Source organism: Pseudomonas sp. Tun-23181 (genome assembly GCF_057415455.1).
The window spans coordinates 2,369,739-2,386,867 of record NZ_CM171630.1 but is presented as its reverse complement, the minus strand read 5'-3'; the positions used below and the strand labels follow the sequence as shown (position 1 = coordinate 2,386,867).

The following is a 17,129-nucleotide window of genomic DNA, read 5'->3' as shown; positions in this document are numbered from 1 at the left end:
AGGGATTACCACAGGGCCACGCTGTAGCTCACCAGCAGCCGCACTTCGTCGGCGTCGCGGGCAAAATTCGAGCGGAAGGTGGCATTACGCAGGCGCACGGCGACGTCCTTCAACGGGCCGCTTTGTACCACGTACTTGAACTCGGTGTTGCGCTCCCACTCCTTGCCCTCGCTGCCGTCGGCACGGCTGACGTTGTCGCCGCTGATGTAGCGGGTCATGAAGGTCAGGCCGGGGATACCGAGGGCGGCGAAGTTGTAGTCGTAGCGCAGCTGCCAGGAGCGCTCGTCGGCGCCGGCGAAGTCGTTGATCTGGACGAAGTTGACCAGGTACGGGTCGGCGCCATCGACGTAGGGGAAGGCGCTGTCGCCGGACAGGTGCTGGTAGGCGGCGCTGAGCTTGTGCCCGTCCAGGGCATAGCTGAGCATGCCATTGACGGTGGTGTTGTCGATGCTGCCGGCCTTGGCCTGCCCCTGGTCGTCGCTGACCGCCAGGCGCAGGTCGGCGCCGAAGGTGCCCGGGCCCCAGGGCTGGGTGGCGACCATGCCGAGGAAGTGCTGGCGGTAGATATCGTCGAGCTGGGCGAAGTGGTAGCTGCCGGTGATGCGGTCGGTGAACTGGTAGTCCAGGCCGGCGAGGTCGTAGTGGTCGGCGGAGAAGGTACCGCCGAAGCGGCCGTTCTTGTTGTTGAGGGCGATGTCTTCCCAGTTGGTGTCGTTGCGGTCCTTGGCCTTTTCCAGGCGGCCGCCGGTGAAGGTCAGGTCCTTGATCTCCTGCGAGGTGACCAGGCCGCCTTCGAAGGTCTGCGGCAGGATGCGGCCATCGTTGGGCTGCAGGGTCGGCAGTTCCGGGATCAGCGTGCCGATCTTCAGCTCGGTCTTGGAAACCTTGACCTTGCCGGTCAGGCCGAGCTTGGAGTATTCGTCGGCCGCCTTGCCATCGTCATGGGTCGGCAGCAGGCCGCTGTCGGTGCGGTCGGGGCTGGAATCGAGCTTGATGCCGAGCATGCCCAGCGCATCCAGGCCGAACCCCACGGTGCCTTCGGTATAGCCGGACTCGAAGTTGAGCATGAACCCCTGGGCCCACTCGTCGCGCTTGGATTGCTGCGCGCTGGTGCCGTCGCGGAAGTCGCGGTTGAAATACATGTTGCGGGTTTCGAAGGTGGCCGTGCTGTCTTCGAAGAAGGCGGCCTGGCTCATCGGGGCGACACCGGCGAGCGCGAGGGCGCTGGCGAGGGTGCAGGGACGTGCGGACAGGGAACGGATAGGCGCGAACGCCCGGGGCTGCGTGGACAGCATCGTCGGAAACTCCGTTTATTGTTCTTATTTCGGTGCACCTTGCTGGTGCTTTCTTGCGGCGCATGGGGCGACCGTGGTGCGATGCTAGGGAATGAACCTTTCGCTAACCTTTCAGCGTGAAAGGTTTGCCACAAGGGCTTCACAGGCCCCTCGACAGCGGTACACTCCGCGCCAACGCCCCACCCGAGCCGGGAGAATCCGATGCGTGTGTTGCTGGTCGAAGACCACCTGCCACTGGCCGAAAGCGTGGCCCAGGCCCTCAAGAGCCAGGGCCTGACCGTGGATGTGCTGCACGATGGCGTGGCCGCCGACCTGGCCCTGGCCAGCGAGGACTATGCCGTGGCCGTGCTCGATGTCGGCCTGCCGCGCATGGACGGGTTCGAGGTGCTGGCGCGCCTGCGTGGGCGGGGCAAGACCTTGCCGGTGCTGATGCTGACTGCGCGCAGCGACGTCAAGGACCGGGTCCATGGCCTGAACCTGGGCGCCGACGACTACCTGGCCAAGCCCTTCGAGCTGACCGAGCTGGAGGCGCGGGTCAAGGCCCTGCTGCGTCGCAGCGTGCTCGGTGGCGAGCGCCAGCAACGCTGCGGCCCGCTGGTCTACGACCTGGACACCCGGCGCTTCACCCTGCAGGACGAGGCCCTGACCCTGACCCAGCGCGAGCAGAGCGTGCTCGAGGCGCTGATCGCCCGCCCTGGGCGGGTGATGAGCAAGGAGCAACTGGCCGCCCAGGTGTTCGGCCTGGACGAGGAGGCCAGCCCCGATGCCATCGAGATCTACATCCACCGCCTGCGCAAGAAACTCGACGGCCACCCGGTGGCCATCGTTACCTTCAGGGGGCTCGGCTACCTGCTCGAGCACCGCGATGCGTGACGACGGCAGCCTGCGCTGGCGCCTGCTGGGCAACCTGGCCCTGCTGCTGGTGGTGTTGATGCTGGCCAGTGGCTTGAGTGCCTACTGGAACGGCCGCGAGGCCGCCGACACCGCCTACGACCGCACCTTGCTGGCGTCGGCGCGGACCATCGCCGCCGGCCTGTCGCAGCGCGACGGTACCCTCAGCGCCGACGTGCCCTACGTGGCCCTGGATACCTTCGCCTACGACAGCGCCGGGCGCATCTACTACCAGGTGCTGGATATCCACCAGCGGCTGATCTCCGGCTACGAGAACTTGCCAGCGCCCCCGCCGGGCACGCCACGTACCGACGACTACCCGGCCCTGGCACGCTTCTACGACGCCACCTACCTGGGCCAGGACGTGCGCGTGGTCAGCCTGCTCAAGGCGGTCAGCGAGCCGAACATGAATGGCATGGCCGAGATCCGCGTGGCCGAGACGGAGGAAGCACGGGTGCGCATGGCCCGTGGCCTGATGGCCGATACCTTGCTGCGCCTGGGCATGCTGGCCCTGGCCGCGCTGGTGGTGGTGTGGTTCGCCGTCAGCGCCGCGCTGCGTCCGCTGGAGCGGCTGCGCACGGCGGTGGAAGAGCGCCAGCCCGACGACCTGCGCGCCCTGCCGGTGGTGCAGGTGCAGCGCGAACTCGGCCCCCTGGTGCGGGCCTTGAACCACTTCACCGAACGCTTGCGTGGCCAGTTCGAGCGCCAGGCCCAGTTCATCGCCGATGCCGCCCATGAGCTGCGCACCCCCCTGGCGGCGCTCAAGGCACGGGTCGAGCTGGGCTTGCGCTCGCACGAGCCGGAGCAATGGCGGCAGACCCTGGAGGCTGCTGCCCAGGGCACCGATCGGCTGACCCATCTGGCCAACCAGCTGCTGTCGCTGGCGCGGGTGGAAAACGGTGCGCGGGCGATCGCCGAAGGCGGTGCGCAGCGCCTGGACCTCAGCCAGCTGGCCCGTGAACTGGGCCTGGCCATGGCGCCGCTGGCCCATGCCCGGGGCGTGGCCCTGGCCCTGGAGGCGCAGGCGCCGGTGTGGCTCAAGGGCGAGCCGACCTTGCTCAACGAACTGCTCAGCAACCTGGTGGACAATGCCCTGGCCCATACGCCGGTCGGCGGCAACGTGATCCTGCGGGTACTGGCGCCGGCCATCCTCGAAGTGGAGGACGACGGGCCGGGGATTCCCGAGGAGGAGCGCGAGCGGGTGTTCGAGCGTTTCTACCGGCGTAGCGCCCAGGGCACTGGGCTGGGGTTGGCGATCGTCGGCGAGATCTGCCGGGCGCACCTGGCGCAGATCAGCCTGCACGATGGCGAGCAGGGTGGGTTGCGGGTGCGGGTCAGCTTCATCGCCGATTGAGCGCTGGGGGCCGCGCCCCGGATCAGCGCGTTACCCTCAGCGCAACATGCTGCGCGCGTCGAGCAGGTCCATGACATCCAGCTCGGTACCCTGGGGCAGGCCGAGGTGGTGGTAGGCGGGCAGGGCGGCCAGCGGGCGGCTGCGGGTCCGCTGGCTGATGCAGCGGGCGACCTGCACGATGTCGATGTAGTCGATCTTGTCGGTACGCCGGTCCAGGTCCTGGACCTGACTGGGCAGGTTGGCCAACTGCTCGGGAAACTCCCAGGCACTGAGGATCTTGTCACCCAGCACCGGATGGATCTGCTCGATCACGTAGTGCAGGCACACTGGATCGGAGAGCAGCTCGTTGTGTTCCTCGGCATAGATCAGCACCGGCAATGCGCCGATCTGGTGGACCAGGCCACCGAGGGTTGCCTGGTCGGGCTTGAGCTGGGTATGGCGGCGGCACAGTTCATAGCTGATGCCTGCAACTTCCAGGCTGTTGGCCCAGATATCCCGTAGTTTTTGTTCCACAGCCGGTGAGCGGGCATGGAAGATCTGCTCGATCACCAGGCCGATCGCCAGGTTGCAGCTGTAGTTGATACCCAGGCGGGTGATGGCGGTGTGCAGGTCGGTGACCTCCACCGTGGCCCGCAGCAGGGGGCTGTTGACCACCTTGATCAGGCGTGCCGACAGCGCGGCGTCGCGGCCGATCACCCTGCTCAGGGCGGCGACGCTGATCTCGCTGTTCTCGGCGGCCTCGCGGATGCTCAGGGCAACCTCCGGCAAGGTCGGCAACACCAGGTCGTCGTTGTCGATGGCAGCGAGCAATTGCGCTTGGACCATCTCGGCCAGCTTGTTCATGGGGTTCTCTACCGCAGTGGTGGTGCGGCCCCGCCGGTACGGCGGGGCAGGCTGGTCAGCGCTGGATTTCCCGGTCGCGGTCCAGTTCGTAGGGCAGGCTCAGCAGCTCCAGGCGCGGGCCTTCGAGGCTGCCCAGGTGCAGGTTGTCATCCTCCACCGCTTCGGCGCTGAGCACCGCGAGCAATTCGCAGCCCTGGCCACTGCTGGCCGCGATGACCACTTCGCCGACCGACGAGCCGTGGGTCGGCGAGAAGATCGCGGTGCCAGGGGCCGGCACCTCGGCCTGGTCCAGGGCCAGGCGATACTGGCGGCGCTTGAGCTTGCCCAGGTACTGCATGCGCGCGACGATTTCCTGGCCGGTGTAGCAGCCTTTCTTGAAGCTCACGCCGCCGACGGCCTGCAGGTTGATCATCTGTGGGATGAACAGCTCGCGGGTCGGGCCCATGACTTGGCCGATACCGGCGCGCACCTGGCCCAGCAGCCAGTCGTCGAGGCTGCCTTGCGCCAGGCTGGCGGCCAGTTTCGCGCGCACGTCGCCGGCCTGCGGGGCGGGCACCCAGAGCTCCACACGGCCTGCGCTGACGTTGATGGCGATCAGGTCGTCATGGCGTACGGTGGCGCCAGCCTCGCCGGGTACGGCCAGGCCCAGGGCCTGCAGGGCGGCCTCGCCGTGTTGCAGGCCGAAGCGGGCCCAGGCGCTGCTTTCGTCGGTGAGGGTGGCCTTGGAGAACACCGCGTATTTCTTCAGGTCGGCCAATTGCGGTTCGAGCAGTTCGCTGGCCATGGCCAGCAGGTAGCCGTTGCCTTCCGGCAGGATGCGGAAGCTCGATTGCATGCGGCCCTTGACCATGCAACGGGCGCCGAGGCTGGCGTGTTCCTGGCTGAGGTAGTTGATGTTGCAGGTCAGCTGGCCTTGCAGGAACTTGCCGGCATCGGAGCCGCGGACAGCGAGGATGCCCTCGTGGGACAGGGGACAGAAGAAAGCGGAATCGGCCATGGGTCATCGCGGTTGCTGGAGACTGGCGGCCATCATAGAACGCCGGTAACAAAATAGGTAGGTGACTAGACCAACGCCTTGTGCCGCGGTGTTCGCGGCACGGTATACTGGCCGGCCATTCGAGGAGGGCCCCATGGTCGAACAAACTGAACTCAACCGGCTTTTCTGGCACAGCCGCCGTGGCATGCTGGAACTGGACGTACTGCTGGTGCCATTCACCCAGGAGGTCTACCCCAGCCTGAGCGAAGCAGACCGCGAGCTGTACCGTCGCCTGCTGACCTGCGAGGACCAGGACCTGTTCGGCTGGTTCATGGAGCGCAACGAGTCCGAGGACCCTGAGTTGCAGCGCATGGTCCGCATCATCCTGGACCGTGTCCAGCCCAAGTGAGCATTTCGAGTGCCGTTGGCAGGGCTCGCGCCTGCTGCTGACGGCCTACCTGGCCTGCCAGGTGCTGGCGTTCGCGGCCCTTGGCCTGGGGGCGCAGCCCTGGTGGGTGACCCTGCCCCTGGCGGTCGCCTGCGTTGCCCACGCCTGCTGGGCCATTCCCCGCCGTATCCTGCTGACGCATCCTGAGGCGATCACCGGCCTGCGCCGTGACCCGTCGGGCTGGCGGCTGTTCAGTCGCGCCCGGGGCTGGCAGCCGGTGCGCCTGTGCCGCGACAGCGTGGCGCTGCCTGGGCTGGTGGTGTTGCGGTACGTGCGCCCGGGGCGGCGCTTCGGGGAGGCCCAGTGCATTCCCAAGGATGCACTGGGCCGGGATATGCATCGGCGCTTGCGTGTGCGCTTGAAGTTCAGCCGCCGCCGGTGGTCGGTAGTGGGCTCTCTGTAGGGCAGGGTAAGCCCCTAATGCTGTTCACTTAAGCCATTGGGGCCGCCTTGCGGCCCTTCGCGGGCAAGCCCGCTCCCACAAGTACGCTGCAAGCCTCAAGGAATGCACGATCCTGTGGGAGCGGGCTTGCCCGCCGAAGGGCTGCAAGGCAGCCCCAATCGATGTCACATCAGACTAAGCCCCTCGTTTAGACCCATCGCCGCGACGACCTCAGAGCGGGTTCAGGATGGTATCCCGCGCCTCGGGCAGCATGCCTGGGTAGTCGAGGGTGTAGTGCAGCCCGCGGCTTTCCTTGCGCTGCATGGCCGAGCGGATCATCAGTTCCGCCACCTGGGCCAGGTTGCGCAACTCGATCAGGTCGCGGCTGACCTTGTAGTTGCTGTAGAACTCGTCGATCTCGTCCAGCAGCAGGCGCACCCGGTGCTCGGCACGCTGCAGGCGCTTGCTGGTGCGCACGATGCCCACGTAGTCCCACATGAATCGCCGCAGTTCGTCCCAGTTGTGCGCGATGATCACGTCCTCGTCCGAGTCGGTGACCTGGCTTGCGTCCCAGCAGGGCAGGGCGGCGGGCATGCCCACCTGGTCCAGGTGCGCCGCGATGTCGGCGGCGGCGGCGCGGCCATAGACGAAGCACTCCAGCAGCGAATTGCTGGCCATGCGGTTGGCGCCATGCAAGCCGGTGAAGCTGGTTTCGCCGATGGCGTACAGGCCTGGCACGTCGGTGTGGCCGCGATCGTCGACCATCACACCGCCGCAGGTGTAGTGGGCGGCCGGGACCACCGGGATCGGTTGTCGGGTGATGTCGATGCCGAAGGCCAGGCAGCGCTCGTAGACGGTGGGGAAGTGGCTCTTGATGAAATCGGCCGGCTTGTGGGTGATGTCCAGGTATACGCAGTCCACGCCCAGGCGCTTCATCTCATGGTCGATGGCCCGGGCCACGATGTCGCGGGGTGCCAGCTCCTCGCGCGGATCGAAGCGCGGCATGAAGCGCTCGCCGTTGGGCAGGCGCAGCAGGGCGCCCTCGCCGCGCAGGGCCTCGGTGATCAGGAAGCTCTTGGCCTGCGGGTGGTAGAGGCAGGTGGGATGGAACTGGTTGAATTCGAGGTTGGCCACCCGGCAGCCGGCGCGCCAGGCCATGGCGATACCGTCGCCGCAGGCACCGTCGGGGTTGCTGGTGTAGAGGTAGACCTTGGCCGCGCCACCAGTGGCCAGCACGGTGAAGCGCGCGCCGAAGGTGTCGACTTCGCCGCTGTTGCGGTCCAGCACGTAGGCGCCCAGGCAGCGCTCGCCGGGCAGGCCCAGGCGGCGTTCGGTGATCAGGTCGACCGCCACGCGCTGTTCCAGCAGCTCGATGTTCGGCCGTTGCCGGGCCTGGGCCAGCAGGGTGGTGAAGATCGCCGCACCGGTGGCGTCGGCGGCATGGATGATGCGTCGGTGGCTGTGCCCGCCCTCGCGGGTCAAGTGGAATTCGAAGCCGCCATCGTCGACGCTGTAGTGCTCGTCGCGGGTAAATGGCACGCCTTGCTCGATCAGCCACTGGATGGCCTCGCGGCTGTGCTCGACAGTAAAGCGCACGGCGTCTTCATGGCACAGGCCGCCACCGGCGTTGAGCGTGTCCTCGACATGGGATTGCACGGTGTCGGTATCGTCGAGCACAGCCGCGACGCCGCCCTGGGCCCAGAAGGTCGAACCGTTGGCCAGGTCGCCCTTGCTCAGCACGGCGATGCGCAGATGGCTGGGAAGGTTCAGTGCCAGGCTGAGGCCGGCGGCGCCGCTGCCGATCACCAGGACATCATGTTGGAATTGTTGGCTCATGTCGGGACACTAGTATTCTTGAGTGAGGGAGCGGCACAATAGTCATGCGCAGATGGCATTGTGAAACTATCGTGAAACGTGACCGGGCTGCCTTTATAGCAGTCACAGGTGCCTGATTTCCAATGGCGTCTACGCCGTTGCGCAGATCTTCGTGGGAACTTTCCATCATCGGCGGAAATCCTAAGAAGGCTGCCCGCACGCCACAAATGCCGCGGCGACGCATGGCGGCAGCTCTATCCGGGCTGACACCTGCGTATTCGAAACCTGATTATCGACGCAGCCGGCCACGACCGCGCTGCGTCTTTCGTGCGAGCCGACCAAGGGCCGCAGGAAACTTGCTTGGAGGGGAGAACTTTTGCGCAAAGCCCGAGTCTATGGTTGCAAGCCTGAACGATGGCTGTTGCAACGCTCCTTCGAGTCCACTGAGGAGTGTTCATGCTAACCCAGGAAGAGGATCAGCAGCTTGTCGAGCGCGTGCAGCGCGGCGACAGGCGAGCGTTCGATCTGTTGGTGCTGAAGTATCAGCACAAGATTCTCGGGTTGATCGTGCGGTTCGTCCACGACACCCATGAAGCCCAGGATGTGGCTCAGGAGGCTTTCATCAAGGCCTACCGGGCGCTGGGAAATTTTCGCGGTGACAGCGCGTTCTATACCTGGCTGTACCGCATCGCCATCAACACGGCGAAGAACTACCTGGTGTCCCGTGGAAGACGGCCGCCAGACAGCGATGTGAGCTCCGAGGATGCGGAGTTTTACGACGGCGATCATGGTCTCAAGGATCTCGAGTCCCCAGAGCGCTCGTTGTTGCGGGATGAAATCGAAGGCACTGTCCATCGCACCATCCAGCAACTGCCTGAGGACCTGCGTACGGCCTTGACCCTGCGTGAGTTCGACGGACTGAGTTACGAAGACATTGCCAGTGTCATGCAATGTCCGGTGGGTACCGTGCGCTCTCGAATCTTCCGCGCTCGGGAGGCCATAGACAAAGCCCTGCAGCCTCTATTGCAGGAAACCTGAGACAGCGGCGACAGCCAAGAGAGGAACCGCCATGAGTCGTGAAGCTTTGCAGGAATCGCTGTCCGCGGTGATGGATAACGAAGCGGACGAACTTGAACTGCGTCGGGTGTTGAACGCCGTCGACGATCCTGAAACCCGTGCCACCTGGTCGCGCTACCAGATCGCCCGTGCAGCCATGCACAAGGAACTGCTGCTGCCGAAACTGGACATCGCCTCGGCGGTTTCCGCGGCGCTGGCCGACGAAGCCGTGCCGGCGAAGGTCAAGCAGGGCCCGTGGCGCACCATCGGTCGCCTGGCTGTCGCCGCCTCGGTGACCGTTGCCGTGCTGGCTGGCGTACGCATGTACAACCAGGACGAGATCACCGGCGCCGAGCTCGCTGCCCAGCAGCCAGCCCAGCAGGGCCTGAGCATGCCACAGGCACAGGGCCCCGCCGTACTGGCAGGCTATAGTGAAAGCAGTGAGCAACCGACCGGGCCGATGGCCAACGGCGTGCTGCAGAACCAGGCCGGCTGGGATCAGCGTCTGCCGGGGTACCTGCGCCAGCATGCCCAGGAGTCCGCGCTCAAGGGCACCGAGACCGCTCTGCCCTATGCCCGCGCCGCCAGCCTGGAAAACCGCTAAGTAAGGAGGATCATGCGCGCGCTACCTCTCCTGTCGCTGCTGCTCGGCAGCTGCATGGCGGTGCCGGCGTTGGCGGCCAACTCCTCGCCCGAGGCGAGCGAGTGGCTGGGCAGGCTGGCACGGGCCGAGCAAGAACAGAGTTACCAGGGTTCCTTCGTCTACGAACGTAATGGCAGCTTTTCTTCCCACGATATCTGGCACCGCGTCCAGGACGGTCAGGTCAGCGAGCGGTTGTTACAGCTCGATGGCGCGGCCCAGGAAATCGTGCGCGTCGATGGCAAGGTCCAGTGCGTCAGCGGCTCCCTGGTCAGTGGCGTGGGTACCCCGCCAGACTCCGCACCGCGTGTGCTCGATCCCCTGAAACTGATGAGCTGGTACGACCTGGCCGTGGCTGGCCGGTCACGGGTCGCCGGGCGTGACGCGGTGATCGTCACGCTCAGCCCGCGGGACCAGCACCGCTACGCGTTCGAATTGCACCTGGACCGCCGGTCCGGCCTGCCCCTGCGCTCGTTGATGCTCAACGACAAGGGCCAGTTGCTCGAGCGCTTCCAGATGACCCGCCTGGACACCGACGATCAGCCGAGCGACGACGACCTGCGGGCCAGTGCAGCGTGCAAGCCGATCGAACGGATTGCCGCAACCTCCAGCGAAGCCGCTGCCGGCTGGCGTTCGGACTGGCTGCCGCCGGGCTTCGAGTTGATCAACAGCTCGGTGCGCCGCGACCCGGCACGCAACAGCACCGTCAGCAGCCTGATGTACGACGATGGCCTGGCGCGTTTCTCGGTATTCCTGGAACCGGTCAAGGACGATGCCGGGACCGATACCCGTGCCCAGTTGGGGCCGACCGTGGCCGTGTCGCGCCACCTCAACACGCCCAAGGGCAAGGTGATGGTCACCGTGGTCGGGGAGATTCCCCTGGGGACCGCCGAGCGTGTCGCGCTGTCGATGCGGGCCCAGGATGCCCAGGCAAGTCAATGACGGCGTGCTGTCCGGTAGCCTGGAAGTCACTGGGCTGAAATGAAATTAAAGCATTGTCATTTGCAATCCCTTCGTAAATTTTCTATAGGTCAGGCTTTTCGGGGTCTGGCCTTTCCTGCTTGTGCAGGGGCCTTACTTGCTAACTACGCTCGTTGTGACGGGAGCCGTATGTCAATACCACGCTTGAAATCCTATCTCTCGATGTTCGCCGCCGTGCTCATGCTCGGCCAGGTGCTCACGGCCCAGGCCGAGGAGTCCCTGCCGGACTTCACCACCCTGGTCGAGCAGGCTTCGCCGGCGGTGGTGAACATCAGCACCAAGCAGAAGCTGCCAGAGCGCCGCATCGCCGCCGGGCAGATGCCGGACCTCGAAGGCCTGCCGCCGATGTTCCGCGAGTTCTTCGAGCGCAACATGCCGCAGGTGCCGCGTTCGCCCCGTGGCGACCGCCAGCGCGAGGCGCAGTCGCTGGGCTCGGGCTTCATCATTTCCAGCGACGGCTACGTGCTGACCAACAACCACGTGGTCGCCGATGCCGACGAGATCATCGTCCGCCTGTCCGACCGCAGCGAGTTGCAGGCCAAGCTGGTCGGCACCGACCCGCGTACCGATGTGGCCTTGCTCAAGGTCGACGGCAAGAACCTGCCGACCGTCAAGCTGGGTGACTCCAGCAAGCTCAAGGTCGGCGAATGGGTGCTGGCCATCGGCTCGCCATTCGGTTTCGACCACTCGGTGACCAAGGGTATCGTCAGTGCCAAGGGCCGTACCCTGCCCAACGACACCTACGTACCGTTCATCCAGACCGACGTGGCGATCAACCCGGGCAACTCGGGTGGCCCGCTGTTCAACATGAGCGGCGAGGTGGTGGGGATCAACTCGCAGATCTTCACCCGTTCCGGCGGTTTCATGGGCCTGTCGTTCGCCATCCCGATCGACGTGGCGCTGGATGTCTCCAACCAGCTGAAGAAAGACGGCAAGGTCAGCCGCGGCTGGCTCGGCGTGGTGATCCAGGAGGTCAACAAGGACCTGGCCGAATCCTTCGGCCTGGACAAACCGGCCGGCGCCCTGGTGGCCCAGGTACTGGAAGACGGCCCGGCAGCCAAGGGCGGCCTGCAGGTGGGCGACGTGATCCTGAGCATGAACGGCCAGCCGATCATCATGTCGGCCGACCTGCCGCACCTGGTGGGTAGCCTCAAGGATGGCGACAAGGCCCGCCTGGAGATCATTCGCAACGGCAAGCGGCAGAACCTGGACGTCACCATCGGCGCGCTGCCGGAGGACGACGTGCAGATCGGCAGCGGTGGCCAGGGCGGCGCCGAGCGCAGCAGCAACCGCCTGGGGGTTTCCGTGACCGACCTGAGCGCCGAGCAGAAGAAATCCCTGGAGCTCAAGGGCGGCGTCGTCATCAAGGAGGTCCAGGATGGCCCGGCGGCGATGATCGGCCTGCGTCCGGGCGATGTCATCAGCCACCTGAACAACCAGGCGATCACCTCAGCCAAGCAGTTCACCGAGATCGCCAAGGACCTGCCGAAGAACCGTTCGGTGTCCATGCGCGTGCTGCGCCAGGGGCGCGCCAGCTTCATTACCTTCAAGCTGGCGGAATAAGCGCTGGGTGCGAGGTACGAAAAGGGCAGCTTCGGCTTAATGTCAGTCAGTTAAGCGGCGCTTTGTCATTTTTGGGGCTGCCTTGCAGCCCATCGCCGGCAAGCCGGCTCCCACAGGGACCGCGGCGACCACACATGATGCGGTTTGCACGGACAGTGTGGGAGCCGGCTTGCCGGCGATGGGGCGCGAAGCGGCCCCAAATGACAACTGAACGTCTTAACTGACCGGCATTGAGCTTCGGCTGCCCTTTTTCATGAAGGTGTCCCAGGCGCGAAGTGGCCCTGGAGGTGGCTGAGTGCCCCACCTGGCCGGCATGGAGCCGCGCCTGCTGTCAGGAGGCGTATTCGTACACATGTCGTCCGATGAGGAATCTCCCATATCCCTGCGGCTTGAGTTACAATTCACGGCTATTTTTCGGCGGGCGTCCGGCTCGCAGCCTTTTCGAGTGTTGACCCGTGAGTGATTTGAGTCATATCCGCAATTTCTCCATCATCGCCCACATCGACCATGGCAAGTCGACGCTGGCCGACCGTTTCATCCAGATGTGCGGTGGCCTGACGGCACGCGAGATGGAAGCCCAGGTCCTCGACTCCATGGATCTGGAGCGCGAGCGCGGGATCACCATCAAGGCCCACAGCGTCACGCTGCACTACAAGGCCCAGGACGGCAAGACCTACCAGCTGAACTTCATCGACACCCCCGGCCACGTCGACTTCACCTACGAGGTCAGCCGTTCGCTGGCCGCGTGCGAAGGCGCGCTGCTGGTGGTGGACGCAGGGCAGGGCGTCGAGGCCCAGTCCGTGGCCAACTGCTATACCGCCATCGAGCAGGGCCTGGAGGTCATGCCGGTGCTGAACAAGATGGACCTGCCCCAGGCCGACCCGGACCGCGTCAAGGACGAGATCGAGAAGATCATCGGCATCGACGCCACCGACGCCGTGGCCTGCAGCGCCAAGAGCGGCATGGGCGTGGACGAGGTGCTCGAACGCCTGGTACACACCATCCCCGCGCCCGAAGGCGAGATCGACGCGCCCCTGCAGGCACTGATCATCGACTCCTGGTTCGACAACTACCTGGGCGTCGTCTCCCTGGTGCGTGTACGCCACGGCCGGGTCAAGAAGGGCGACAAGATCCTGGTCAAGTCCACCGGCAAGGTGCACCTGGTCGACAGCGTCGGCGTCTTCACCCCGAAACACACCCAGACCGCCGATCTCAAGGCCGGCGAGGTGGGCTTCATCATCGCCAGCATCAAGGACATCCACGGTGCCCCGGTCGGTGATACCCTGACCCTGTCCTCGACGCCCGAGGTCGAGGTCCTGCCCGGCTTCAAGAAGATCCAGCCGCAGGTCTATGCCGGCCTGTTCCCGGTCAGTTCCGACGATTTCGAGGACTTTCGCGAAGCGCTGCAGAAGCTGACCCTGAACGACTCCTCGCTGCAATACCTGCCGGAGAGCTCCGACGCCCTGGGCTTCGGCTTCCGCTGCGGCTTCCTCGGCATGCTGCACATGGAGATCATCCAGGAGCGCCTGGAGCGCGAATACGACCTGGACCTGATCACCACCGCGCCGAGCGTGATCTACGAACTCGAGCTCAAGACCGGCGAGACCATCTACGTCGACAACCCGTCCAAACTACCGGACGTCTCGGCGGTCGCCGACTTCCGCGAGCCGATCGTCCAGGCCACCATCCTGGTACCCCAGGAGCACCTGGGCAACGTCATCACCCTGTGCATCGAGAAGCGTGGCGTTCAGCGCGACATGCAGTTCCTCGGCTCCCAGGTGCAGGTGCGCTACGACCTGCCGATGAACGAGGTGGTGCTCGACTTCTTCGACCGTCTGAAGTCCACCAGCCGCGGCTATGCCTCGCTGGATTATCATTTCGATCGCTACCAGTCGGCCAACCTGGTCAAGCTGGACGTGCTGATCAACGGCGACAAGGTAGACGCCCTGGCGCTGATCGTTCACCGCGACAATGCCCACTACAAGGGCCGTGCGTTGACGGAGAAAATGAAGGAACTGATCCCTCGGCAGATGTTCGACGTGGCGATCCAGGCAGCCATCGGCGGCCAGATCATCGCGCGCACCACTGTCAAGGCGCTCAGAAAGAACGTACTGGCCAAGTGCTATGGCGGTGACGTCAGCCGTAAGAAGAAGCTGCTGGAGAAGCAGAAGGCCGGTAAGAAACGCATGAAACAGGTGGGCAACGTGGAAATTCCACAGGAGGCCTTCCTCGCCGTGCTCAGGTTGGATAGCTAGGTCCTATGTCGCTAAATTTCCCGCTGTTGCTAGTCATCGCCGTTGCCGTCTGCGGCCTGTTGGGCTTGATCGACCTGCTGTTCCTGGCTCCGCGCCGGCGGGCGGCGGTCGCCAACTACCAGGGCAGCGTCAGCCAGCCCGAGATGGCGGTGGTCGAGCGTCTGAGCAAGGAACCGCTGCTGGTCGAGTACGGCAAGTCGTTCTTCCCGGTGCTGTTCATCGTGCTGGTGCTGCGCTCGTTCCTGGTCGAGCCGTTCCAGATCCCTTCGGGGTCGATGAAACCGACCCTGGAAGTGGGCGACTTCATCCTGGTGAACAAGTTCTCCTACGGCATTCGCCTGCCGGTGATCGACAAGAAGGTCATCGAGGTGGGTGACCCGCAGCGCGGCGACGTGATGGTGTTCCGTTACCCCAGCGACCCGAACGTCAACTACATCAAGCGCGTGGTCGGCCTGCCGGGCGATCAGGTCCGCTATACCAGCGACAAGCGCCTGTACGTCAATGGCCAGCCGGTCGCCGAGCAGCTGGTCGGCGCCGAGCCGGGTACCTTGGGCAGCGCCCAGCTGTACAAGGAGAAACTGGGCGAGGCCGAGCACCTGATCCGCAAGGAAATGAGCCGTTACCGTATGCCGCCGGACCAGCAATGGACCGTGCCGGCCGGTCACTACTTCATGATGGGCGACAACCGCGACAACTCCAACGACAGCCGCTACTGGGACGATCCGAACATTCCGAAGGAACTGCACGGCATGGTTCCGGATCGGAACATCGTCGGCAAGGCCTTCGCGGTGTGGATGAGCTGGCCGGAGCCCAAGCTCAGCCACTTCCCCAACCTGTCGCGGGTCGGCCTGATCCATTGATACCAACGGCGCTGTCCTGATAGACAGCGCCGAATGCTTTTCTGACATAGGCTGTGTTCTCAGGGATCGGGAGATTCCACCGCCCCGGGGTGGTGGGCCACAGCCAAACAGTCTTTCAGGATGTTGATTTGAACAACGCGTTGAACAACCCACGGGTGGCCCCATGAGTGCTTCCCTTGCCCGCCTGGAGCGCAAGCTCGGCTATACCTTCAAGAACCAGGAGCAGATGCTCCTGGCCCTGACCCATCGCAGCTATGCCGGGCGCAACAACGAGCGCCTGGAGTTCCTGGGCGATGCGATCCTCAACTTCGTGGTCGGCGAGGCGCTGTTCGAGCGCTTTCCGCAGGCCCGCGAAGGCCAGTTGTCGCGCCTGCGCGCGCGCCTGGTCAAGGGCGAGACGCTGGCCCGCCTGGCCCGCGGCTTCGACCTGGGCGAGTACCTGCGCCTGGGGTCTGGCGAGCTCAAGAGCGGCGGCTTTCGCCGTGAGTCGATCCTCGCCGACGCCCTCGAGGCGCTGATCGGGGCGATCTACCTGGACGCCGACATGGCGACCGCCCGCGAACGCATCCTGGCCTGGCTGGCTGGCGAGTTCGACGGCTTGACCCTGGTCGACACCAACAAGGACCCCAAGACCCGCCTGCAGGAGTTCCTGCAGTCGCGTGCCTGCGAGCTGCCGCGCTATGAAGTGGTGGACATCCAGGGCGAACCTCACTGCCGGACCTTCTTCGTCGAGTGCGAAGTGGTGCTGCTGAACAACAAGAGCCGCGGCCAGGGCGTGAGCCGGCGTATCGCCGAGCAGGTCGCCGCCGCCGCTGCACTGATCGCCCTGGGCGTGGAGAATGGCAATGACTGATAGCAACCCGACCCGCTGCGGCTACGTGGCCATCGTCGGCCGCCCCAACGTGGGCAAGTCGACCCTGCTCAACCACATCCTCGGCCAGAAGCTGGCGATCACCTCGCGCAAGCCGCAGACCACCCGTCACACCATGCTCGGCATCAAGACCGAAGGCGACGTGCAGGCGATCTACGTCGACACGCCCGGCATGCACAAGGCCAACGACAAGGCCCTGAACCGCTACATGAACCGCACCGCCTCGGCCGCCCTGAAGGACGTGGACGTGGTGATCTTCGTGGTCGACCGCACCCGCTGGACCGACGAGGACCAACTGGTGCTCGAGCGCGTGCAGTATGTCAAGGGCCCGGTGATCCTGGCGGTCAACAAGACCGACCGCATGGACGAGAAGGCCGAGCTGATCCCGCACCTGCAATGGCTCCAGGAGCAACTGCCGAACGCCGAGATCGTGCCGATCTCCGCCCAGCAGGGGCACAACCTGCAGGCGCTGGAAGAACTGATCGGCCAGCACCTGCCGGAGAACGAGCATTTCTTCCCGGAAGACCAGATCACCGACCGCAGCAGCCGCTTTCTCGCCGCCGAGCTGGTACGCGAGAAGATCATGCGTCAGCTCGGCGCGGAGCTGCCGTACCAGATCACCGTGGAGATCGAGGAGTTCAAGCAGCAGGGCCATGTGCTGCACATCCATGCGCTGATCCTGGTCGAGCGTGACGGGCAGAAGAAGATCATCATCGGCGACAAGGGCGAGCGCATCAAACGCATCGGCTCCGACGCGCGCAAGGACATGGAGCTGCTGTTCGACGCCAAGGTCATGCTCAACCTCTGGGTCAAGGTCAAGGGCGGCTGGTCCGACGACGAGCGCGCCCTGCGCTCGCTGGGCTACGGCGACCTGTAATCTCCGGCGGCCCGGCGCTTCA

General features: G+C 65.1%; 16 protein-coding genes. 12 read left to right on the top strand and 4 right to left on the bottom strand.

Annotation, left to right across the window (positions count from 1 at the left end; translation table 11 throughout):
* Positions 1-5: 5 nt before the first annotated feature.
* Entirely contained in the window at positions 6-1,295 is a 1,290-nt protein-coding gene (locus ACDI39_RS11430; protein ID WP_225788074.1) for an OprD family porin, read from the bottom strand.
* Between the two features lie 201 nt (positions 1,296-1,496).
* Here ACDI39_RS11430 and ACDI39_RS11425 point away from each other — a divergent pair, with 201 nt between their 5' ends.
* Together ACDI39_RS11425 and ACDI39_RS11420 are read left to right on the top strand one after the other, a co-directional pair.
* Positions 1,497-2,168: a response regulator gene (locus tag ACDI39_RS11425; protein WP_225788075.1), complete on the top strand. Its 672-nt coding sequence runs from the start codon at positions 1,497-1,499 to the stop codon at positions 2,166-2,168.
* Positions 2,161-3,540, top strand: a complete 1,380-nt coding sequence (locus ACDI39_RS11420; protein ID WP_253080388.1) for a sensor histidine kinase — start codon at positions 2,161-2,163, stop codon at positions 3,538-3,540. Before ACDI39_RS11425 ends, ACDI39_RS11420 begins: the two co-directional genes overlap by 8 nt.
* A 36-nt stretch (positions 3,541-3,576) precedes the next feature.
* Here the strand turns inward: ACDI39_RS11420 and ACDI39_RS11415 are convergent, their stop codons facing one another.
* Both ACDI39_RS11415 and ygfZ read right to left on the bottom strand, forming a co-directional pair.
* Entirely contained in the window at positions 3,577-4,383 is an 807-nt protein-coding gene (locus ACDI39_RS11415; protein ID WP_253080389.1) for an HDOD domain-containing protein, read from the bottom strand.
* Positions 4,384-4,438: 55 nt separating this feature from the next.
* Positions 4,439-5,380, bottom strand: a complete 942-nt coding sequence (gene ygfZ / locus ACDI39_RS11410) for a CAF17-like 4Fe-4S cluster assembly/insertion protein YgfZ (RefSeq protein WP_225788078.1) — start codon at positions 5,378-5,380, stop codon at positions 4,439-4,441.
* Positions 5,381-5,513: 133 nt separating this feature from the next.
* Between ygfZ and ACDI39_RS11405 the strand changes: the two genes are divergently transcribed.
* A complete protein-coding gene (locus ACDI39_RS11405) occupies positions 5,514-5,768 on the top strand; it encodes an FAD assembly factor SdhE (protein WP_225788079.1) in 255 nt (84 codons plus the stop codon).
* Positions 5,752-6,210 (top strand): protein YgfX, encoded by a 459-nt coding sequence (locus ACDI39_RS11400; RefSeq protein WP_225788080.1) that lies wholly within the window; start codon positions 5,752-5,754, stop codon positions 6,208-6,210. The genes ACDI39_RS11405 and ACDI39_RS11400 overlap by 17 nt, the downstream gene beginning before the upstream one ends.
* Before the next feature lie 210 nt (positions 6,211-6,420).
* Here the strand turns inward: ACDI39_RS11400 and nadB are convergent, their stop codons facing one another.
* Positions 6,421-8,025, bottom strand: coding sequence for an L-aspartate oxidase (gene nadB, locus ACDI39_RS11395; RefSeq protein ID WP_253081792.1), 1,605 nt, complete (start codon positions 8,023-8,025; stop codon positions 6,421-6,423).
* Between the two features lie 435 nt (positions 8,026-8,460).
* Here nadB and rpoE point away from each other — a divergent pair, with 435 nt between their 5' ends.
* The 8 genes from rpoE to era all read left to right on the top strand — a co-directional run bounded on the left by rpoE (position 8,461) and on the right by era (position 17,107).
* Complete coding sequence (gene rpoE, locus ACDI39_RS11390) at positions 8,461-9,042, top strand: RNA polymerase sigma factor RpoE/AlgU (protein WP_003252049.1); 582 nt, start codon at positions 8,461-8,463, stop codon at positions 9,040-9,042.
* Between the two features lie 31 nt (positions 9,043-9,073).
* Positions 9,074-9,664, top strand: coding sequence for a sigma-E factor negative regulatory protein (locus tag ACDI39_RS11385; RefSeq protein WP_225788082.1), 591 nt, complete (start codon positions 9,074-9,076; stop codon positions 9,662-9,664).
* 12 nt (positions 9,665-9,676) lie between these two features.
* On the top strand, positions 9,677-10,642 hold the full coding sequence (locus ACDI39_RS11380) for a MucB/RseB C-terminal domain-containing protein (RefSeq protein WP_225788083.1): 966 nt from the start codon (positions 9,677-9,679) through the stop codon (positions 10,640-10,642).
* 201 nt (positions 10,643-10,843) lie between these two features.
* The gene (locus tag ACDI39_RS11375; protein ID WP_486538983.1) at positions 10,844-12,244 is read left to right on the top strand and encodes a DegQ family serine endoprotease; all 1,401 of its coding nucleotides are present in this window, start codon (positions 10,844-10,846) and stop codon (positions 12,242-12,244) included.
* 455 nt (positions 12,245-12,699) lie between these two features.
* A complete protein-coding gene (lepA, locus tag ACDI39_RS11370) occupies positions 12,700-14,499 on the top strand; it encodes a translation elongation factor 4 (RefSeq protein WP_225788085.1) in 1,800 nt (599 codons plus the stop codon).
* A 5-nt stretch (positions 14,500-14,504) separates the two neighbouring features.
* Positions 14,505-15,359, top strand: coding sequence for a signal peptidase I (lepB, locus tag ACDI39_RS11365; protein ID WP_225788086.1), 855 nt, complete (start codon positions 14,505-14,507; stop codon positions 15,357-15,359).
* 163 nt (positions 15,360-15,522) lie between these two features.
* Positions 15,523-16,212, top strand: coding sequence for a ribonuclease III (gene rnc / locus ACDI39_RS11360; protein ID WP_225788087.1), 690 nt, complete (start codon positions 15,523-15,525; stop codon positions 16,210-16,212).
* Positions 16,205-17,107: a GTPase Era gene (gene era / locus ACDI39_RS11355; RefSeq protein WP_225788088.1), complete on the top strand. Its 903-nt coding sequence runs from the start codon at positions 16,205-16,207 to the stop codon at positions 17,105-17,107. The genes rnc and era overlap by 8 nt, the downstream gene beginning before the upstream one ends.
* Positions 17,108-17,129: the final 22 nt, after the last annotated feature.